This is a genomic window from Sporotomaculum syntrophicum (assembly GCF_009932395.1).
Classification (GTDB): domain Bacteria; phylum Bacillota; class Desulfotomaculia; order Desulfotomaculales; family Desulfallaceae; genus Sporotomaculum; species Sporotomaculum syntrophicum.
In genome coordinates this window covers 573,104-587,019 of record NZ_LSRS01000003.1, presented here as the reverse complement: position 1 = coordinate 587,019, position 13,916 = coordinate 573,104, and the positions used below count along the sequence as shown (strand labels likewise).

The following is a 13,916-nucleotide window of genomic DNA, read 5'->3' as shown; positions in this document are numbered from 1 at the left end:
ATGAACTTAGTGGAAAAGGACCTGCGATATATCTGGCATCCCTGCTCCCAGATGAAGGATTATGAGGAGCTCAAGCCAATTATTATCGACCACGGCCAGGGAGTCTACTTGTACGACATAAACGGCAAAGCTTACATAGATATTGTCAGCTCCTGGTGGTGCAACCTGCTGGGGCACTGCAACCCCAAAATCAACGAATACATCAAGAACCAGCTGGATAAGCTGGAACACGTTATTTTCTCCAACTTCTCCCACGAACCAGTCATTACCCTGTGCGAGCAGCTGATGGAGATTATCCCCAGGGGGCTGGCTAAATTCAACTTTTCCGACAATGGATCGTCGGCGGTGGAATGCGCGTTGAAAATGGCCTTTCAGTACCAGTACCAGACTGGCCACCCGGAGAAAACCCGGTTTATGTGCCTGACCGAAGGCTATCACGGCGAAACCATCGGCGCATTGTCGGTGGGCACCCTGGACCTATACGCCAAAATTTATAAACCGATGCTCATGGAAACCTTCCGCATTGAAGCCCCGGACTGCTACCGCTGCCCTTACGGGCAAAGCCGTGACAACTGCGACTGTGCCTGCTTTGAGCACGCCGAGCAATCTTTTGCCGAGCATGCAGAAGAAACCTGTGCCATTATTGTTGAGCCTATGCTGCAGGGAAGCGCCGGTATGCGCATTTACCCGGCCATGTACCTGAAAAAACTGAGGTCACTCTGCGATCGGTACAACGTTTTGCTGATTGCCGACGAAATTGCCACGGGTTTTGGCCGCACCGGCAAAATGTTTGCTTGTGACCATGCCGGGATCAGCCCCGATATCATGTGTATCTCCAAAGGGCTCACCGGCGGCTACCTTCCTTATTCGATTACCATTACCACGGATGCCATTTACGATGCGTTTTATGCCGACTACAGCGAAGGCAAGGCTTTTATGCACAGTCATACCTACAGCGGTAATCCGCTGGGGAGCGTTGCTGCACTGGCTGTCCAGAAAATCCTGCGTGAAGAACATATCTTGGAAACAGCGGCCGTTCGGGCTCAATATTTGCACGACCGGCTGAACGAAGCACTCCTGGACCACCCCAACGTGGGTGAAATTCGCCACATAGGCCTGATCAATGCCATGGAGCTGGTTACCGATAAGCAGTCGAAAACAGGCTTTGACGCAAACTTTAGAATGGGCTACCAAATTTATAAAAAGGCCCTGGAGGGTGGATTAATTTTAAGGCCGCTGGGCAATGTGCTGTATTTTAATCCACCCTTGATCATCAACGAAGAGGAAATTGACCAGGCAGTGGATATCTGTGCCGGCGCTATTGAGACAATTACCCGGGCATACTGAACCGGCAATAAAGCTGATATGCGCAATAGGTAGCTTACATAAGAGCCTTTTGGTTGCATACCGGAATATACTGAAAAGCGCGCCCAAAGCGAACCGAATGGGCGCGCTTTTTTTGTGTGCGCAGGTTTACTTACAGCATTTTCTTGACAGAATAATTTGTTACCGCTTAAAATATGTTTAATATAAGTAACTAAACAGTTACTTGGATTAATTCTAAACGATGACATGGAGGGATAACCTATCGGACAGCGTAATCATACAACCCCTCCCCAAGCAGCTGACCGGGAACAACGCTCGGACGAAAGCCGAACTCGTATCTTAAAGGCCGCAACAAGAATCTTTGCCGAAAAGGGACCCGAGGGAGCCCGGGTAGATGAAATTGCCGAACAGGCGGGAATAAATAAGCGCATGCTCTATCATTATTTTGGCAGTAAAGAAAATCTCTACCTGGAAGTACTGCGTTACAACTATAACAAAATATACACGTTAAGCAAGAATGCCATTGATTCAGCGGACGAACCCAGAGTGAATGTGGCCAGGGCTATTCGTTCTTACTTTTATTTTTTAGCCGGTAATGAGGCTTTTGTGCGGCTGACCAGTTGGGAAGCACTTGGCGGGGGCCGGTTTGGAGGTAAATTGTTTCCTCAGTTTTTTGCTCTGATTGAATTGGAGTTTGACGACATTATTAAGGATGGAATCGAGCGGGGTTGCATTAGGCCGGATATAGATATTCGCCAGGCAATTCTCAGTGTGCATGCCTTATGTCTGGTTTATTTTACTCAGCGCAACATCGTACAGTCTCTCTGGCGGGAAGATATGTTTTCCGAGGAAATGCTTGAAGCCTGCTTGCAGCATATTTTAAACCTTATTTTTGACGGGATCTTTATTTAGCCTTATGATGACAGGAGGCCATTTTAATGGATGACTTGGGCAAAATTAGTATTAAGAAAGGACTTGTTTTTATCCTTTTCTTGGGCATTATCGCCGTGGGTGTGCTCATTTTCTACCGTTACTTTTATGAGCAACAGGCCGCCTTGGAAAGTGAACGCCAAAGTCTGACTGCAACGGGAACAGTTGAGGCAACGACTGTTCTGGCCTCTTTTAAGATTCCCGGTAAACTTGAAAAAATATTGGTAGACGAAGGCAGCCAAGTTAAAACCGGGCAGGAAATAGCTTCCTTAGAAGCTGAGGAAATCAGCTCCGATCTGGTTACTGCTCGCGGGGCCTATGATGCGGCGGTAGCCCAAGCCAAACAAGCAGCAGATTCGGTTTCCCTGACCAGTCAACAAGTAGAGAGTACGATTAACCAATTACAAGCTAAAGTGGGTCAGGCTGAAATAGGAGTTAAAGACGCCAGGCTAGCCTACGAGCGAGCCTTAGCCTTATTTGAAAACGGGGCTGTGCCTCATAAAACTCTGGATGATGCCACCAATGCTTACGAACTGGCCCAAAGCAAGCTACAGGAAGCTCAGGCCGGTCTTGACGAGGCTTTAGCGGCTAAGCTTAACGTTTCGTTGGCTCAATCTCAATACCAGGCTGCCCAGGGAGCGGTCAAGCAAGCCGGTGGCGCCGTTCAAAAAGCAGAGGAATACCTGAAAAATACCCGTTTGTTAGCCCCGTTATCCGGCTATATCACTGAAAAATATCTCAACCCGGGAGAAATGCTCAATGCCGGTACGCCGGTGTTTGAAATTACCGATATGAAACACCCTTATATTAACATTTATCTTAGCGAGCGAAAGATTGGCCGTGTCCGGCTGAATCAAGCTGCTGAAATCACTGTCGATGCCTTCCCGGAGCGAGTCTTTAAGGGTAAGGTGGTTTTAATCAACGAGGCCGGAGAATTTGCGGTTAAAAAAGCCCTTGATGACCAGCATGAGCATGATATCCGCAGTTTCAAGGTCAAGATAGATGTGCCCAATGATGATCTGGCCTTGAAGACAGGTATGACTGCCCGAGTTAAGCTCATTGAGGGGGGACAGTAAGTTATGGAGCCCGTAATTAAGGTCAGTAATCTGGTGCAGAAAATCGGTCGTCAAATACTATTCAACGGTCTATCTTTTGAGGTGCTGCCGGGTGAGAGTTTTGGCGTGTTTGGCCTCCGGGGAGCCGGCAAAACAACACTGTTACATATTTTGGCCGGCGTAGACCGGTTTAAGTCCGGCCAGGTAGAAGTGCTTGGTTACAATATCAAGAAATCCGAAAAGTTCAAACGCGATTTAGGTCTTGTCACCCAGGAGAAAAGCTTGTTTCTGGATATGACCGTGGTTGAAAATCTAGACTTTATGGCCGCTTTAAAAAAGTCTTCCCGGTCCGATGTATATCAAATGATTGAACGTTATGCATTAAAGGATTTACTGGCTGAGCCCGTTATCCTGCTTGCCATGGGCAGCTTTCAACGGCTTTCCCTCGCTTGTGCCATGCTTAACCGGCCAAAGTTGTTGATTGCCGATGAAATCATTAAGGATTTCGATTTATACTCACGCAACCTCATTTTAAGGGAGCTGCGGCAATTCCAAGCTGAGGGCGGCACTTGTGTCTTTGGCTTCAGTAATATTGACTTTTGTGAGCAGCTGAGCAAGGTTGGCTGGCTGGAGAACGGGAAACTGAAGGTCTATGAGCCGGAGTCTGCCCGGGCGGAATGGCACCGGCAGATAAAATTATACGCAGAACAGAGTGATAGCCATTATGTTTAAACAATGCCCGGCTATTATGAAGCGTGAGTTATTTTACATGTGGCGGGACAAGGGTTTGCGCAATATTCTGCTGATCGGGCCGCTGCTGGGACTGTTTTTGTTTATGGGTATATACAGCCACCCGAGGATTGACCATATTACCACGGCAGTGGTTGACCTAGACCAAAGCGAAGCCAGCCGGCAAGTTATTGCTGAGTTAAGGAATACCCAAGACTTAGAGATCGCCTGTTATCCCGAAAACTTCAAGCAGCTTGAGGAGCTGGTGAAGAGGGGAGAGGTGATGGTCGGTGTCGTTATCCCGGAAAATTACGCCAAAAATATTGCTCTGCAGCGCCAGACCAGGGTGGCGGTGGTAATAGACGGCGCCAACATCACTTATGCTACGAATGCGGCAAGTGCAGTTTTAACGGTCACCAGAAACCTGGGAGCCCAGGTGGGGGTTAAAACCTTGATCGCCCGGGGAATACAACCGAACCAGGCCAAGGAAGCCTATCAATCTATTGAATTTCGGGAAGAAGCTTGGTTTAATCCTACTTTAAACTACGCCTATTTTTTGGTGCTGGCATTAGTCCTTAATATCTGGCAGCAGTGCTGCATGCTGGCTTCCTGTATGAATATCGTCGGCGAAAACGGTGTCCGCAGCTGGCTGCAGATAAAGGCTTCCGGGCTGTCTGCGTTTAAGCTTTTTTGCAGCAAGTCTATTGTGCATATTAGCGTTTTTATGCTGCTCGTTTTGCCGGTCTATTACCTGGCTTTTGTGATCTTTAAACTGCCCCTTAACTGTGGAATCATTACTTTCCTGCTGTTTACCCTGATATTCGCTGTTTCCCTGCACAGCTTGGGTACACTGATCTCGAGTTTTTCCAGTAATGCTGTAGACGCATCACGTTTTGGGATGGTGATTGCCTTGCCGTCCTTTGTGATCTCAGGTTTTACCTGGCCCATTGCAGCCATGCCGCAGTGGTTCCAGCCGTTGGCCTGGGTGCTTCCTCAAACCTGGTTTTTTCAGGGAATCAACTATTTTGTTCTAAAAAACCCGGGTTGGGAAATGATGAATCGCTATTTTTTGGTACTGGGAATGATGGCAGTGCTCTGCTATAGCCTGTCTGCTTTGTTTACGCACTGTTTTCAAGCGCGTTTCAGATAAGAGGTATTTGCCATGCAACAGCTTCTGAATATTGCTCACTACGAGGTTGTACATATATTTAAAGACCGGATTCTTTTTTTGGTGGTATTTGTCGTGCCCTTTATCTATGCATCGCTGCTAGGCATGATTTATGCCTCCAGTATACTGCAGCAGGTGCCGCTTGCCATTGTTGATCTTGACCATTCCGCGGAAAGCCGTGCCGTTGTCTCGGCTTTTGAGAATAGTAATGATTTCCGGGTAATCCCATCAGTCGATACCTATGCTGAATTGGAGCAAGGGATGAAAAACGGTACGGTCCGGGCCGGGGTGGTGATCCCGGAAGACTATTCCCAAAGTTTATCTCAGCACCGGCTGACCCAAATTTTAACCGTATATGATGGTTCCAACCTAATTTATGGCTATAATACTCGCAGATATTTCCAGCTGGTGCTGAATACCTTCAGTGCGGAGCATACTGCTGCCTATCTCGGCGGGCTAGGCATGAGCAAGCAAGAAATAAAAAGCGTCATGGACAGCGTTTCGGTAACGATGCAGGTTTGGTATAATCCAAACTATAGCTACAGCACTTTTATCTTTCCCGGTTTGATTATTATAATCTTGCACCAGATTGGCCTACTGGGTATTGGACTCACGATCACCAGGGAAAAAGAACGGAATACCTGGCTCCAGTATCTGTGTGCCGCAGTGCCCCAGTGGAAAATTTTTATGGGCAAAGCTCTGCCTTATTTTATTGTCAACTTCTTTAACTATGGTTTATTATTATGGCTGGCCGCCCGGTTTATAAATGTCAAGCTTGAAGGCTCACTGGCTTTGATACTTTTGCTGGGGTTGCTCTTCAACATAATCATTACCTCACTGGGGTTTGTTATTTCGCTGTATGCGCCCAACTCTCTGCAGGTGTCGCGTTATCTAATGCTGCTGTCGGTTCCCTTGTTCTTTATTGCCGGGTACACCTGGCCCGGCACCCATATGCCGGTATTACTTTATGGCTTGGGCAAACTTATGCCTTTCACTTGGATGGCTGAAGGTTTACGCTTGGTTACATTAAAGGACCTGGGTGCCAACTACCTGGCTATTACTATTATCATTATGAGCTGCATGGCCGCATTTACTTCATTTTTAGCAGTAACCTTTACGAAGCGTCGGAACCCGGCAGCAGAAGGGGGGCTGGTGGTAAACAGCGGCAGTACTTATCCTAAGAAGAACTTTTTAAATTAAACATTGTTATCCGGTGCTTTAAAATAAAAATAACCCCCTGGTTTTGACGCCGGGGGTTTAATAATATAATATTGTGTTTAAAAAAAGTCACCTCCACCAAAATCATCAAATCCATCAAACAAGCCGCCACCATCATCTTCACTTCCTGCTAGATCAGCATCCGCATCTTCACCTGCAGTAGCTTCACTTTCATCACCACCAAACAGGCTACCCAGCACAGCTGCACCCAGAAGACCTGCCGCCATGCCCCCCATAAAGCCACCAAAGCCCGGCCGGCCCTGGGTATTTTGTTGCTGTTGATAGTTTTGGTATGCCGGTTGGGTATTCGGTCCCTGTTCAGCAGCAAGTTGGAGTTCCTGGTTTAGAAATTTTTTAATGTAATCGGTTACTTGTTCTGTTGAACCCCCGGCTAGTAACTCGGAAGGTATAGCTAGTTCCGTATGGTGTTTCATGGGAATCATTTGACCGGTTGCAATACTTAAGGCCAAGTACAGCTTAATAGCCTGGTCATCAAGATAAAACTTAACTTCAAGTTCCTTTAAACTATCCGCATATAACGTTGTGGGATAGTAATTAAATTCCTGTCCATATCTTCCAATTCTGCCCGAGCCTATTTTTTCCCTCAAACCTAATACTGCCAAGGCATCCAGTATTAATGCCATGTCTTTACCGGGAAGCACAATAAACTCATCGGTATCGCCGGTGTCTGCCGACTTGGCTATGTCCATTTTAGTCACTAAATGGTAGGACACCGAACCTTTTGAAATAGGGTAATGAAAGGGCAGGTAATGCTCAAAAGGAACTTCTTGTGTTGCTTTAGCTTTGGTATAGAAATTTCCGGCAACTCTAATAGTATCAACTTTTTTGCTAAATTCTTTGCCCTTTATGGTAAATTTCATAACCACTTCTACATCAAGGGTGTTAATTTCCTGGTCAATATTACCACCCTCAACAATTATCCTGCCTCTTAACGATTCCCCAATACTAAACTCTTGTTTATCCAACACCAGGTTAACTTTTGAGGAACCAATACCGAAACTAGCCAACAGCCGTTTTAGCATGGAAAATCATTCCTTTCAAAAAGATTGTTCATATTTAAAATCATATAGGAAATCTTTTTTAATAATTACCTGTATTATAGACTTTATCCAGTAAAACGTACAGTTAAACGTTATACTAGAGAAGTATCGTCAAAAAAATTTACTAATTGAAGATGTTAGTTTGAACAGTAGCTTGGTTGAAGGTTGTTTATCTAATTACGTGGAATAAGGATTTCAATAATTTATTTTGCCGGAGGGTATCTTTATGGAAATTAGAGTTTATTACGAAGACACTGACGCAGGCGGCGTGGTGTATTACGCAAATTATTTAAAATACTTTGAAAGAGGGAGAACCGAATACCTGCGCAACCGGGGCTTATCGGTTGCGGCAATGGCCCGGGGAGGTATCGCTTTTCCTGTTGTACACGTGGAGATTAATTACCGCGCCCCGGCGTGGCAGGACGATTTACTTGCCGTGGAAACTGACGTTCTGGAAATCGGTAAATCCTCTTTCACGCTTACCCACCGGGTTCTGCGGGTTAATGATGGAAAACTGCTCGTGGAAGGTAAAGTTAAATTAGCATGTGTAGGTCCGGGAAGGAAACCCATACGTCTGCCCGAAGAGCTTTTACAAGCTCTTAAAGCGTAAAGGTGCAACGAGATACTACATGAAAAATATGTATTAAATGTAATCAGCCTGCATACAAATTTTGTAAAAACGTGTGTAGGTTTTTTTATTTAATAACCATTCAATATTTTAAAATTTAAGATTTTGGAATTTTGAACCATGGTTTATTCTAGTTCGTCTAGTTATTAACAATATTGTATTAGCTGGGTTATTGATAAAAAAATAAAATCAGTCGACAAATAACACCATTTTCTCTATAAACAGTGTGATAATATTATGATATAAAAGATTATATTCAAAAAACAGTTAAAATATTATGACATATCGTAACTTTTATTGTATAAAAAAATTAGGGAATAGCAAAAAAAGCTTTCAAAATTAAATAAACATAACCTTTTATATTTAATCAATTGAATCAAAAGGTTGCGTCACAATATATGCATAAGGAGGTGAAATAATGTCGACCATCCAAGACATCGTCTTAGCTTTTCGGGATAAACCCGGCGGAATCATCGAAGCATATCATGCTGTGCAGAAAGAATACAATTACCTTCCAGAGGAAACCATTACCGTTGCAGCCAGTACTTTCGGTGTTTCAGAAGCCCAGGCTTACGGTGTAGCAACGTTTTATTCCTATTTATCTGTTGAAAAACGCGGTAAATATATCATCAGGATGTGCGAAAGTGCTCCCTGCCACGTCGCCGGTGCCGAGGCTTTAATTAAAGCTTTTGAAGCAGCTTTAGGAATTGTAGCCGGTGAAACTACTGCAGACGGGAAATTTACTCTGGAACTTACCGAATGTGTAGGACAGTGTCAGGCCACCCCGGTCATCACGATCAACAATGTGCCTTATGTTAACATGAGTCCCGAACAGGTACCCGCGGTGTTAGCCCTGTGCCAGTAAATACTTATAGAAGGGCGGGATACAATTGATTGAGGAAAAAAGAATAGTTTTGCGCAACGCAGACTTGATTGATCCGGAAAAAATTGAAGACTACTTGCAGGCGGGCGGTTATCAAGGCCTGGAAAAAGCCCGCTCAATGTCACGTCCGGATCTAATCGCTGAAATTAAAAAGTCTAACCTGAGAGGACGCGGCGGAGCCGCTTTTAATTGTGGATTAAAATGGAGCTTTGTGCCTGCTGATGCCCCTGTGTCTTATGTGGTCTGCAATTTTGACGAAGGTGAACCCGGTACTTATAAGGACCGCATTATCGTGCAAAAGGACCCCCAGTCACTGCTTGAGGGCATGGCCATTTGCGGTCATGCTGTCAATTCGAAAAAGGGTTACATCTACTGTCGTGGTGAGTACCCTTATGTAGTAGATTTGCTAAACCGAGCTATTGACCAGGCCCGCAATAAAGGTGTCCTGGGTGATTTTGACATTGAAGTCCGTATGGGCGGTGGCGCTTATGTATGCGGTGAGGAAACAGCGCTCATTGAATCCATTGAAGGCCACCGGGGCGAACCACGGTTTAAACCGCCATTTCCTGGCGTGGCAGGCTTGTGGGCTCAGCCGACTGTAGTAAATAATGTTGAAACATTTGCCAATCTCCCATCAATTGTCATTAACGGTGCCGAATGGTTTGCGGCCATTGGGGCACCAAACTACCCGGGTACCAAAGTATTGACTCTTACAGGTGATGTAGCTAACCGGGTATCTATAGAAGTTCCTACCACCGCTACTCTACGTGAAGTTATTTATGACTTCGGGGGTGGCATCAAGGATGGCAAGAGATTTAAGGCGGTGCAGGTGGGCGGAACTTCAGGAGGTTTTATTCCCGAATCACTGCTCGATACCCCCATTGATTTTGATTCTATGCGCGGTATTGGAGCCACCTTGGGGACTGGAGCGGTATTCGTTATGGACGAAACCAGAGACATTGTTGATATCACGACTCGCATTGCCAAGTTCTTTGAACATGAATCATGCGGCAAATGCAACCCCTGTCGGGAAGGTACTTTCCGCGCTCACGAAATCATGAAAAAAGTTAATCAGGGCCGGGCATCAGTGCAGGATATCGAGAACCTTACCATCCTGTCTCAAGTTATGGAAAAAGCCTGCCTGTGTGGTTTAGGGCAAGCAGCCCCTGCACCGATCTTAACTACCCTGAAGCATTTTTACCCTGAATACCAAGCTCGGCTGCAATTAAATTAGAAAGGGGGGGTATAAAATGATAACTTTAACAATTAACGGCAAAGAAGTTCAAACCCCGGAAGGCAGTACTATTCTGGAAGCATGCCAGCAAGCAGGAATTCCCGTCCCGACCCTTTGCTACGACCCTGATTTGCGCCTGGCCGGTTCCTGCCGCATGTGTTTGGTGGAAATAAAAGGACGTCCCTTGTATGCAGCATCTTGTGTAGCGCCTGCCGAAAACGGAATAATTGTTGAAACCGAAAGTCCGGGAATAGTGGCTGCTCGCAAGGTTATTTTGGAACTGTTGTCTGCCCGCCATAATTTCAATTGCCAGGTATGTGAAAAAAATGGCAACTGTAAGTTGCAGGATTACTGTTATCAATACGGGGTTAAGGAAAGCCGTTTCAATTATGGTGAACCAACCAATTATCCCATTAATGACCCTAACCCGTTTTTTGAACGTGATTATAACAAATGCATTATGTGCACCCGTTGTGTCCGGGCTTGTGAAGATATTACCATTGCCCGTGCCATCAGCGTCGATAATCGCGGCCACCATGCCAAAATAGCCACTGCTTTTGACGGCAATTTGACTGATTCCCCTTGCGTTTTCTGCGGGCAGTGCGTGATGGTTTGCCCGACAGGAGCCCTAACCAGTAAAGTCAGCGCCGGACTGGGCCGGTCCTACGAAGTTGATAAAGTTCTGACTACCTGCAGTTATTGCGGCACCGGCTGTACACTCGAACTAAATGTTAAGAATGACCGCGTAGTGGGCGTGACTTCCAATCGTACAGAAACTGGAAGCCCGGTTAATAAAGGCGCCCTTTGCGTAAAGGGACGTTTCGGTTGGGACTTCATTAACTCCCCCGAACGCTTAACAACGCCCTTGATCAAGGAAAACGGTGAATTCCGAAAAGCCAGCTGGGATGAAGCGCTGGACCTGGTAGCTAAACGTCTGGGTGAGATTAAAACAGAATTCGGTGCGGATAGTATGGCTGTATTTACGTCTGCCCGGGTTACCAATGAAGAAAATTATATTGCCCAGAAATTTACACGTGCTGTACTTGGCACTAATAACGTTGACCATTGCGCCCGTCTTTGACACTCCGTTACTGTCGCCGGTCTGGGGGCAGCATTCGGAAGCGGAGCAATGACTAATTCCATTGGTGAATTAGAAAAAGACGCTGATTGTATATTCGTGATCGGTTCCAACACTACCGAAAATCACCCGGTAATTGGTATGAAAATTAAGAAGAATGTCTTGCAAAATGGGGCTCGTTTAATTGTGGCTGACCCACGCCGTACTGATCTGGCCAAAATTGCCGATGTCTACCTGCCGCACTTGCCCGGTTCAGACGTCGCTCTGGTAAACGGGATGATGAACGTGATCATCAGTGAGGGACTGGCCGATCTGGATTTCATTGCCCAACATACCGAGGGCTTTGAAGAAATGGCGGCTTTGGTTGCCGGGTATACCCCTGAATTTGTAGCGCCAATCACCGGTGTACCGGCTGAAGATATTCGCAAAGCAGCCCGGCTGTATGCTGAAAGCGGCAACTCAGTCATTTGTTACGCCATGGGACTTACCCAGCACCGCACCGGTACTGATAACGTTAAATCAGTTTGCAACCTGGCTATGCTCACCGGGAACATCGGTCGTCCCGGAACCGGGGTAGACCCCTTGAGAGGCCAGAACAACGTACAGGGAGCCTGTGATATGGGTGGCTTGCCCAACGTATTTACCGCTTACCAAGCTGTAACTAATGATGCCGCCCGGGAAAAATTTGAACAAGCCTGGGGAGTATCTCTCCCAAGCCAAAATGGTCTGGTTTTAACGGAAGTAATTAACAAGGCACATCATGGAGATATTAAAGCCCTTTATGTCGTGGGTGAAAATCCAATGATGAGTGATCCCGATCTTGAGCATGTAGGAGAAGCCCTGGAAAAGATTGATTTTGTAGTAGTACAGGATATCTTTCTCACTGAAACCGCCAAATACGCTGACGTGGTTTTACCCAGCGTTTGCTTTGCGGAGAAGGACGGTACCTTTACCAATACGGAAAGAAGAGTGCAGCGGGTTCGCAAAGCAGTATCAGCACCAGGCGAAGCTCGGGTTGACTGGGAAATTCTTTGCGAGGTTGCTACCCGGATGGGTTATCCCATGAATTACGAGAATAGCGAACAAATCTTTGAAGAAATTCGCACTCTTACCCCGTCCTATGCCGGGATCAGTTACCAGCGCATTGAGAACGGCGGCATACAGTGGCCGTGTCCAAACGAAGAGCACCCGGGTACACCTTACCTGCACAAAGAAGGTAACTTCAGCCGTGGTCTGGGCGCGTTTACCGCGATAGATTATATCGCTCCCGGTGAGCTGCCCGACGAAAAGTATCCATTAAGACTTACCACCGGCCGCAGCTTGTTCCACTACCATACGGGTACCATGACTCGCCGTGCTTCAGCGTTGAATGAGCACGTACCCACGGCTGAATTGGAAATCAATCCAGAGCAGGCTAACGCATTGGGTATTGCAGACAATGACTTGGTGAATGTATCAACCCGCCGCGGCAGGTTGGAAATGAAAGCTAAAGTTACTGATACGATTGCTCCCGGGGTTATTTTTACAACCTTCCATTTTACAGAAACTCCGGCTAACTTGTTAACCAGTTCCGAATTTTTAGATCCTACGGCTAAGATACCTGAATACAAAGTTTCTGCAGCCGTAGTTGAAAAGATATAATTTATAGATATTAGAGAGTAGTATTTTGGGCAGAGAACATGAGAATGGGTGAAATGAAAGGAGTGTAAAAGATGAATTTTCAATCGCCAGCTGAAATAGCAATTGCCATTTGTAGTGCTGGTAAAACCAAAGCGGAAATGGCCTTAACTAAACTAGTACTTTTAGGAATTCTAGCTGGAGTCTACATTGGCTTCGGAGCTAACTTGGCGACTAAAATTGGCTCTATGGACCCTGCTCCGGGTTCGGCCGTTGGTCAGTTCCTGTTCGGCGCATGCTTTTCTGTAGGACTGATGTTAGTCGTTATTGCCGGTGCAGAACTTTTCACAGGCAATAATATGGCATGTATGGCATCATCAATGAATGGCCAGTCCAGCTGGGGCGGCTTGGTTTATAACTGGACTGTGGTTTTCGTTACCAACTTCATCGGCTCGATCTTATTAGTTTATATTATTTTTTACAGTAACTACTGGATTGCTCCCGACGCAACAACCGGCGCACTGGCAATAACCGCACAGGGCAGCAAAGCATTAGCCATTGCCAAGGGTAAGTTGACTCTAACCTGGACGCAGGCCTTCTTGCGTGCAATATTATGTAACTGGTTGGTATGTTTGGCTGTGTGGATGGCAACTGGCGCTAAAGACATCATCGGAAAAATATTTGCAATATTCTTCCCGATCATGGCTTTCGTATCCAGCGGTTTTGAACATAGTGTTGCCAACATGTTCTTTATTCCTATGGGCATTACCATTGCCAGCGCCAATCCTGAAGCGGCTGCAGCGGCGTTAAATATGACCCCGCAAGCAGTTACCGCACTGTACAGCTATGGAAACTTTTTCGTAAATAATTTGGTTCCAGTAACCCTCGGCAACATAGTAGGCGGCGGTATTTTTGTAGGCGCGATTTACTGGATGATTTACTTGAAAAAGAAAGCCGAAGTCAAACAAGATAAATCTGCATCGGCGTAA

Annotated in this window: 12 protein-coding genes; 11 read left to right on the top strand and 1 reads right to left on the bottom strand. The window is 46.1% G+C overall.

The window, feature by feature from the left end; genetic code table 11:
• The 6 genes from bioA to SPSYN_RS07810 all read left to right on the top strand — a co-directional run bounded on the left by bioA (position 1) and on the right by SPSYN_RS07810 (position 6,408).
• The gene (gene bioA, locus SPSYN_RS07835) at positions 1 to 1,347 is read left to right on the top strand and encodes an adenosylmethionine--8-amino-7-oxononanoate transaminase (protein ID WP_161822243.1); all 1,347 of its coding nucleotides are present in this window, start codon (positions 1 to 3) and stop codon (positions 1,345 to 1,347) included.
• A 240-nt stretch (positions 1,348 to 1,587) separates the two neighbouring features.
• Complete coding sequence (locus SPSYN_RS07830; RefSeq protein WP_161822242.1) at positions 1,588 to 2,238, top strand: TetR/AcrR family transcriptional regulator; 651 nt, start codon at positions 1,588 to 1,590, stop codon at positions 2,236 to 2,238.
• Between the two features lie 26 nt (positions 2,239 to 2,264).
• Positions 2,265 to 3,332 carry an HlyD family secretion protein gene (locus SPSYN_RS07825; protein WP_161821906.1) on the top strand — a complete coding sequence of 356 codons (1,068 nt, stop codon included), beginning with the start codon at positions 2,265 to 2,267 and terminating at the stop codon, positions 3,330 to 3,332.
• A 3-nt stretch (positions 3,333 to 3,335) separates the two neighbouring features.
• The gene (locus tag SPSYN_RS07820; RefSeq protein ID WP_161821905.1) at positions 3,336 to 4,043 is read left to right on the top strand and encodes an ATP-binding cassette domain-containing protein; all 708 of its coding nucleotides are present in this window, start codon (positions 3,336 to 3,338) and stop codon (positions 4,041 to 4,043) included.
• Entirely contained in the window at positions 4,036 to 5,190 is a 1,155-nt protein-coding gene (locus tag SPSYN_RS07815) for an ABC transporter permease (protein WP_161821904.1), read from the top strand. The genes SPSYN_RS07820 and SPSYN_RS07815 overlap by 8 nt, the downstream gene beginning before the upstream one ends.
• 12 nt (positions 5,191 to 5,202) lie before the next feature.
• Positions 5,203 to 6,408, top strand: coding sequence for an ABC transporter permease (locus SPSYN_RS07810; protein WP_161821903.1), 1,206 nt, complete (start codon positions 5,203 to 5,205; stop codon positions 6,406 to 6,408).
• A 77-nt stretch (positions 6,409 to 6,485) separates the two neighbouring features.
• On the opposite strand, the gene SPSYN_RS07805 is transcribed toward SPSYN_RS07810, so the two are convergent.
• Positions 6,486 to 7,469 carry a sporulation protein gene (locus SPSYN_RS07805; RefSeq protein ID WP_161821902.1) on the bottom strand — a complete coding sequence of 328 codons (984 nt, stop codon included), beginning with the start codon at positions 7,467 to 7,469 and terminating at the stop codon, positions 6,486 to 6,488.
• Positions 7,470 to 7,713: 244 nt separating this feature from the next.
• On the opposite strand from SPSYN_RS07805, the gene SPSYN_RS07800 reads away from it, so the two are divergent.
• From SPSYN_RS07800 to SPSYN_RS07780, 5 genes are all read left to right on the top strand, one after another.
• Positions 7,714 to 8,097, top strand: a complete 384-nt coding sequence (locus SPSYN_RS07800) for a YbgC/FadM family acyl-CoA thioesterase (protein WP_161821901.1) — start codon at positions 7,714 to 7,716, stop codon at positions 8,095 to 8,097.
• A 436-nt stretch (positions 8,098 to 8,533) separates the two neighbouring features.
• Entirely contained in the window at positions 8,534 to 8,980 is a 447-nt protein-coding gene (locus tag SPSYN_RS07795; protein ID WP_161821900.1) for an NADH-quinone oxidoreductase subunit NuoE family protein, read from the top strand.
• Positions 8,981 to 9,005: 25 nt separating this feature from the next.
• Positions 9,006 to 10,232 (top strand): NADH-quinone oxidoreductase subunit NuoF, encoded by a 1,227-nt coding sequence (gene nuoF / locus SPSYN_RS07790; protein ID WP_161821899.1) that lies wholly within the window; start codon positions 9,006 to 9,008, stop codon positions 10,230 to 10,232.
• Between the two features lie 16 nt (positions 10,233 to 10,248).
• Positions 10,249 to 12,951: a formate dehydrogenase subunit alpha gene (fdhF, locus tag SPSYN_RS07785; protein WP_161821898.1), complete on the top strand. Its 2,703-nt coding sequence runs from the start codon at positions 10,249 to 10,251 to the stop codon at positions 12,949 to 12,951.
• A 71-nt stretch (positions 12,952 to 13,022) separates the two neighbouring features.
• Entirely contained in the window at positions 13,023 to 13,916 is an 894-nt protein-coding gene (locus SPSYN_RS07780; protein WP_161821897.1) for a formate/nitrite transporter family protein, read from the top strand.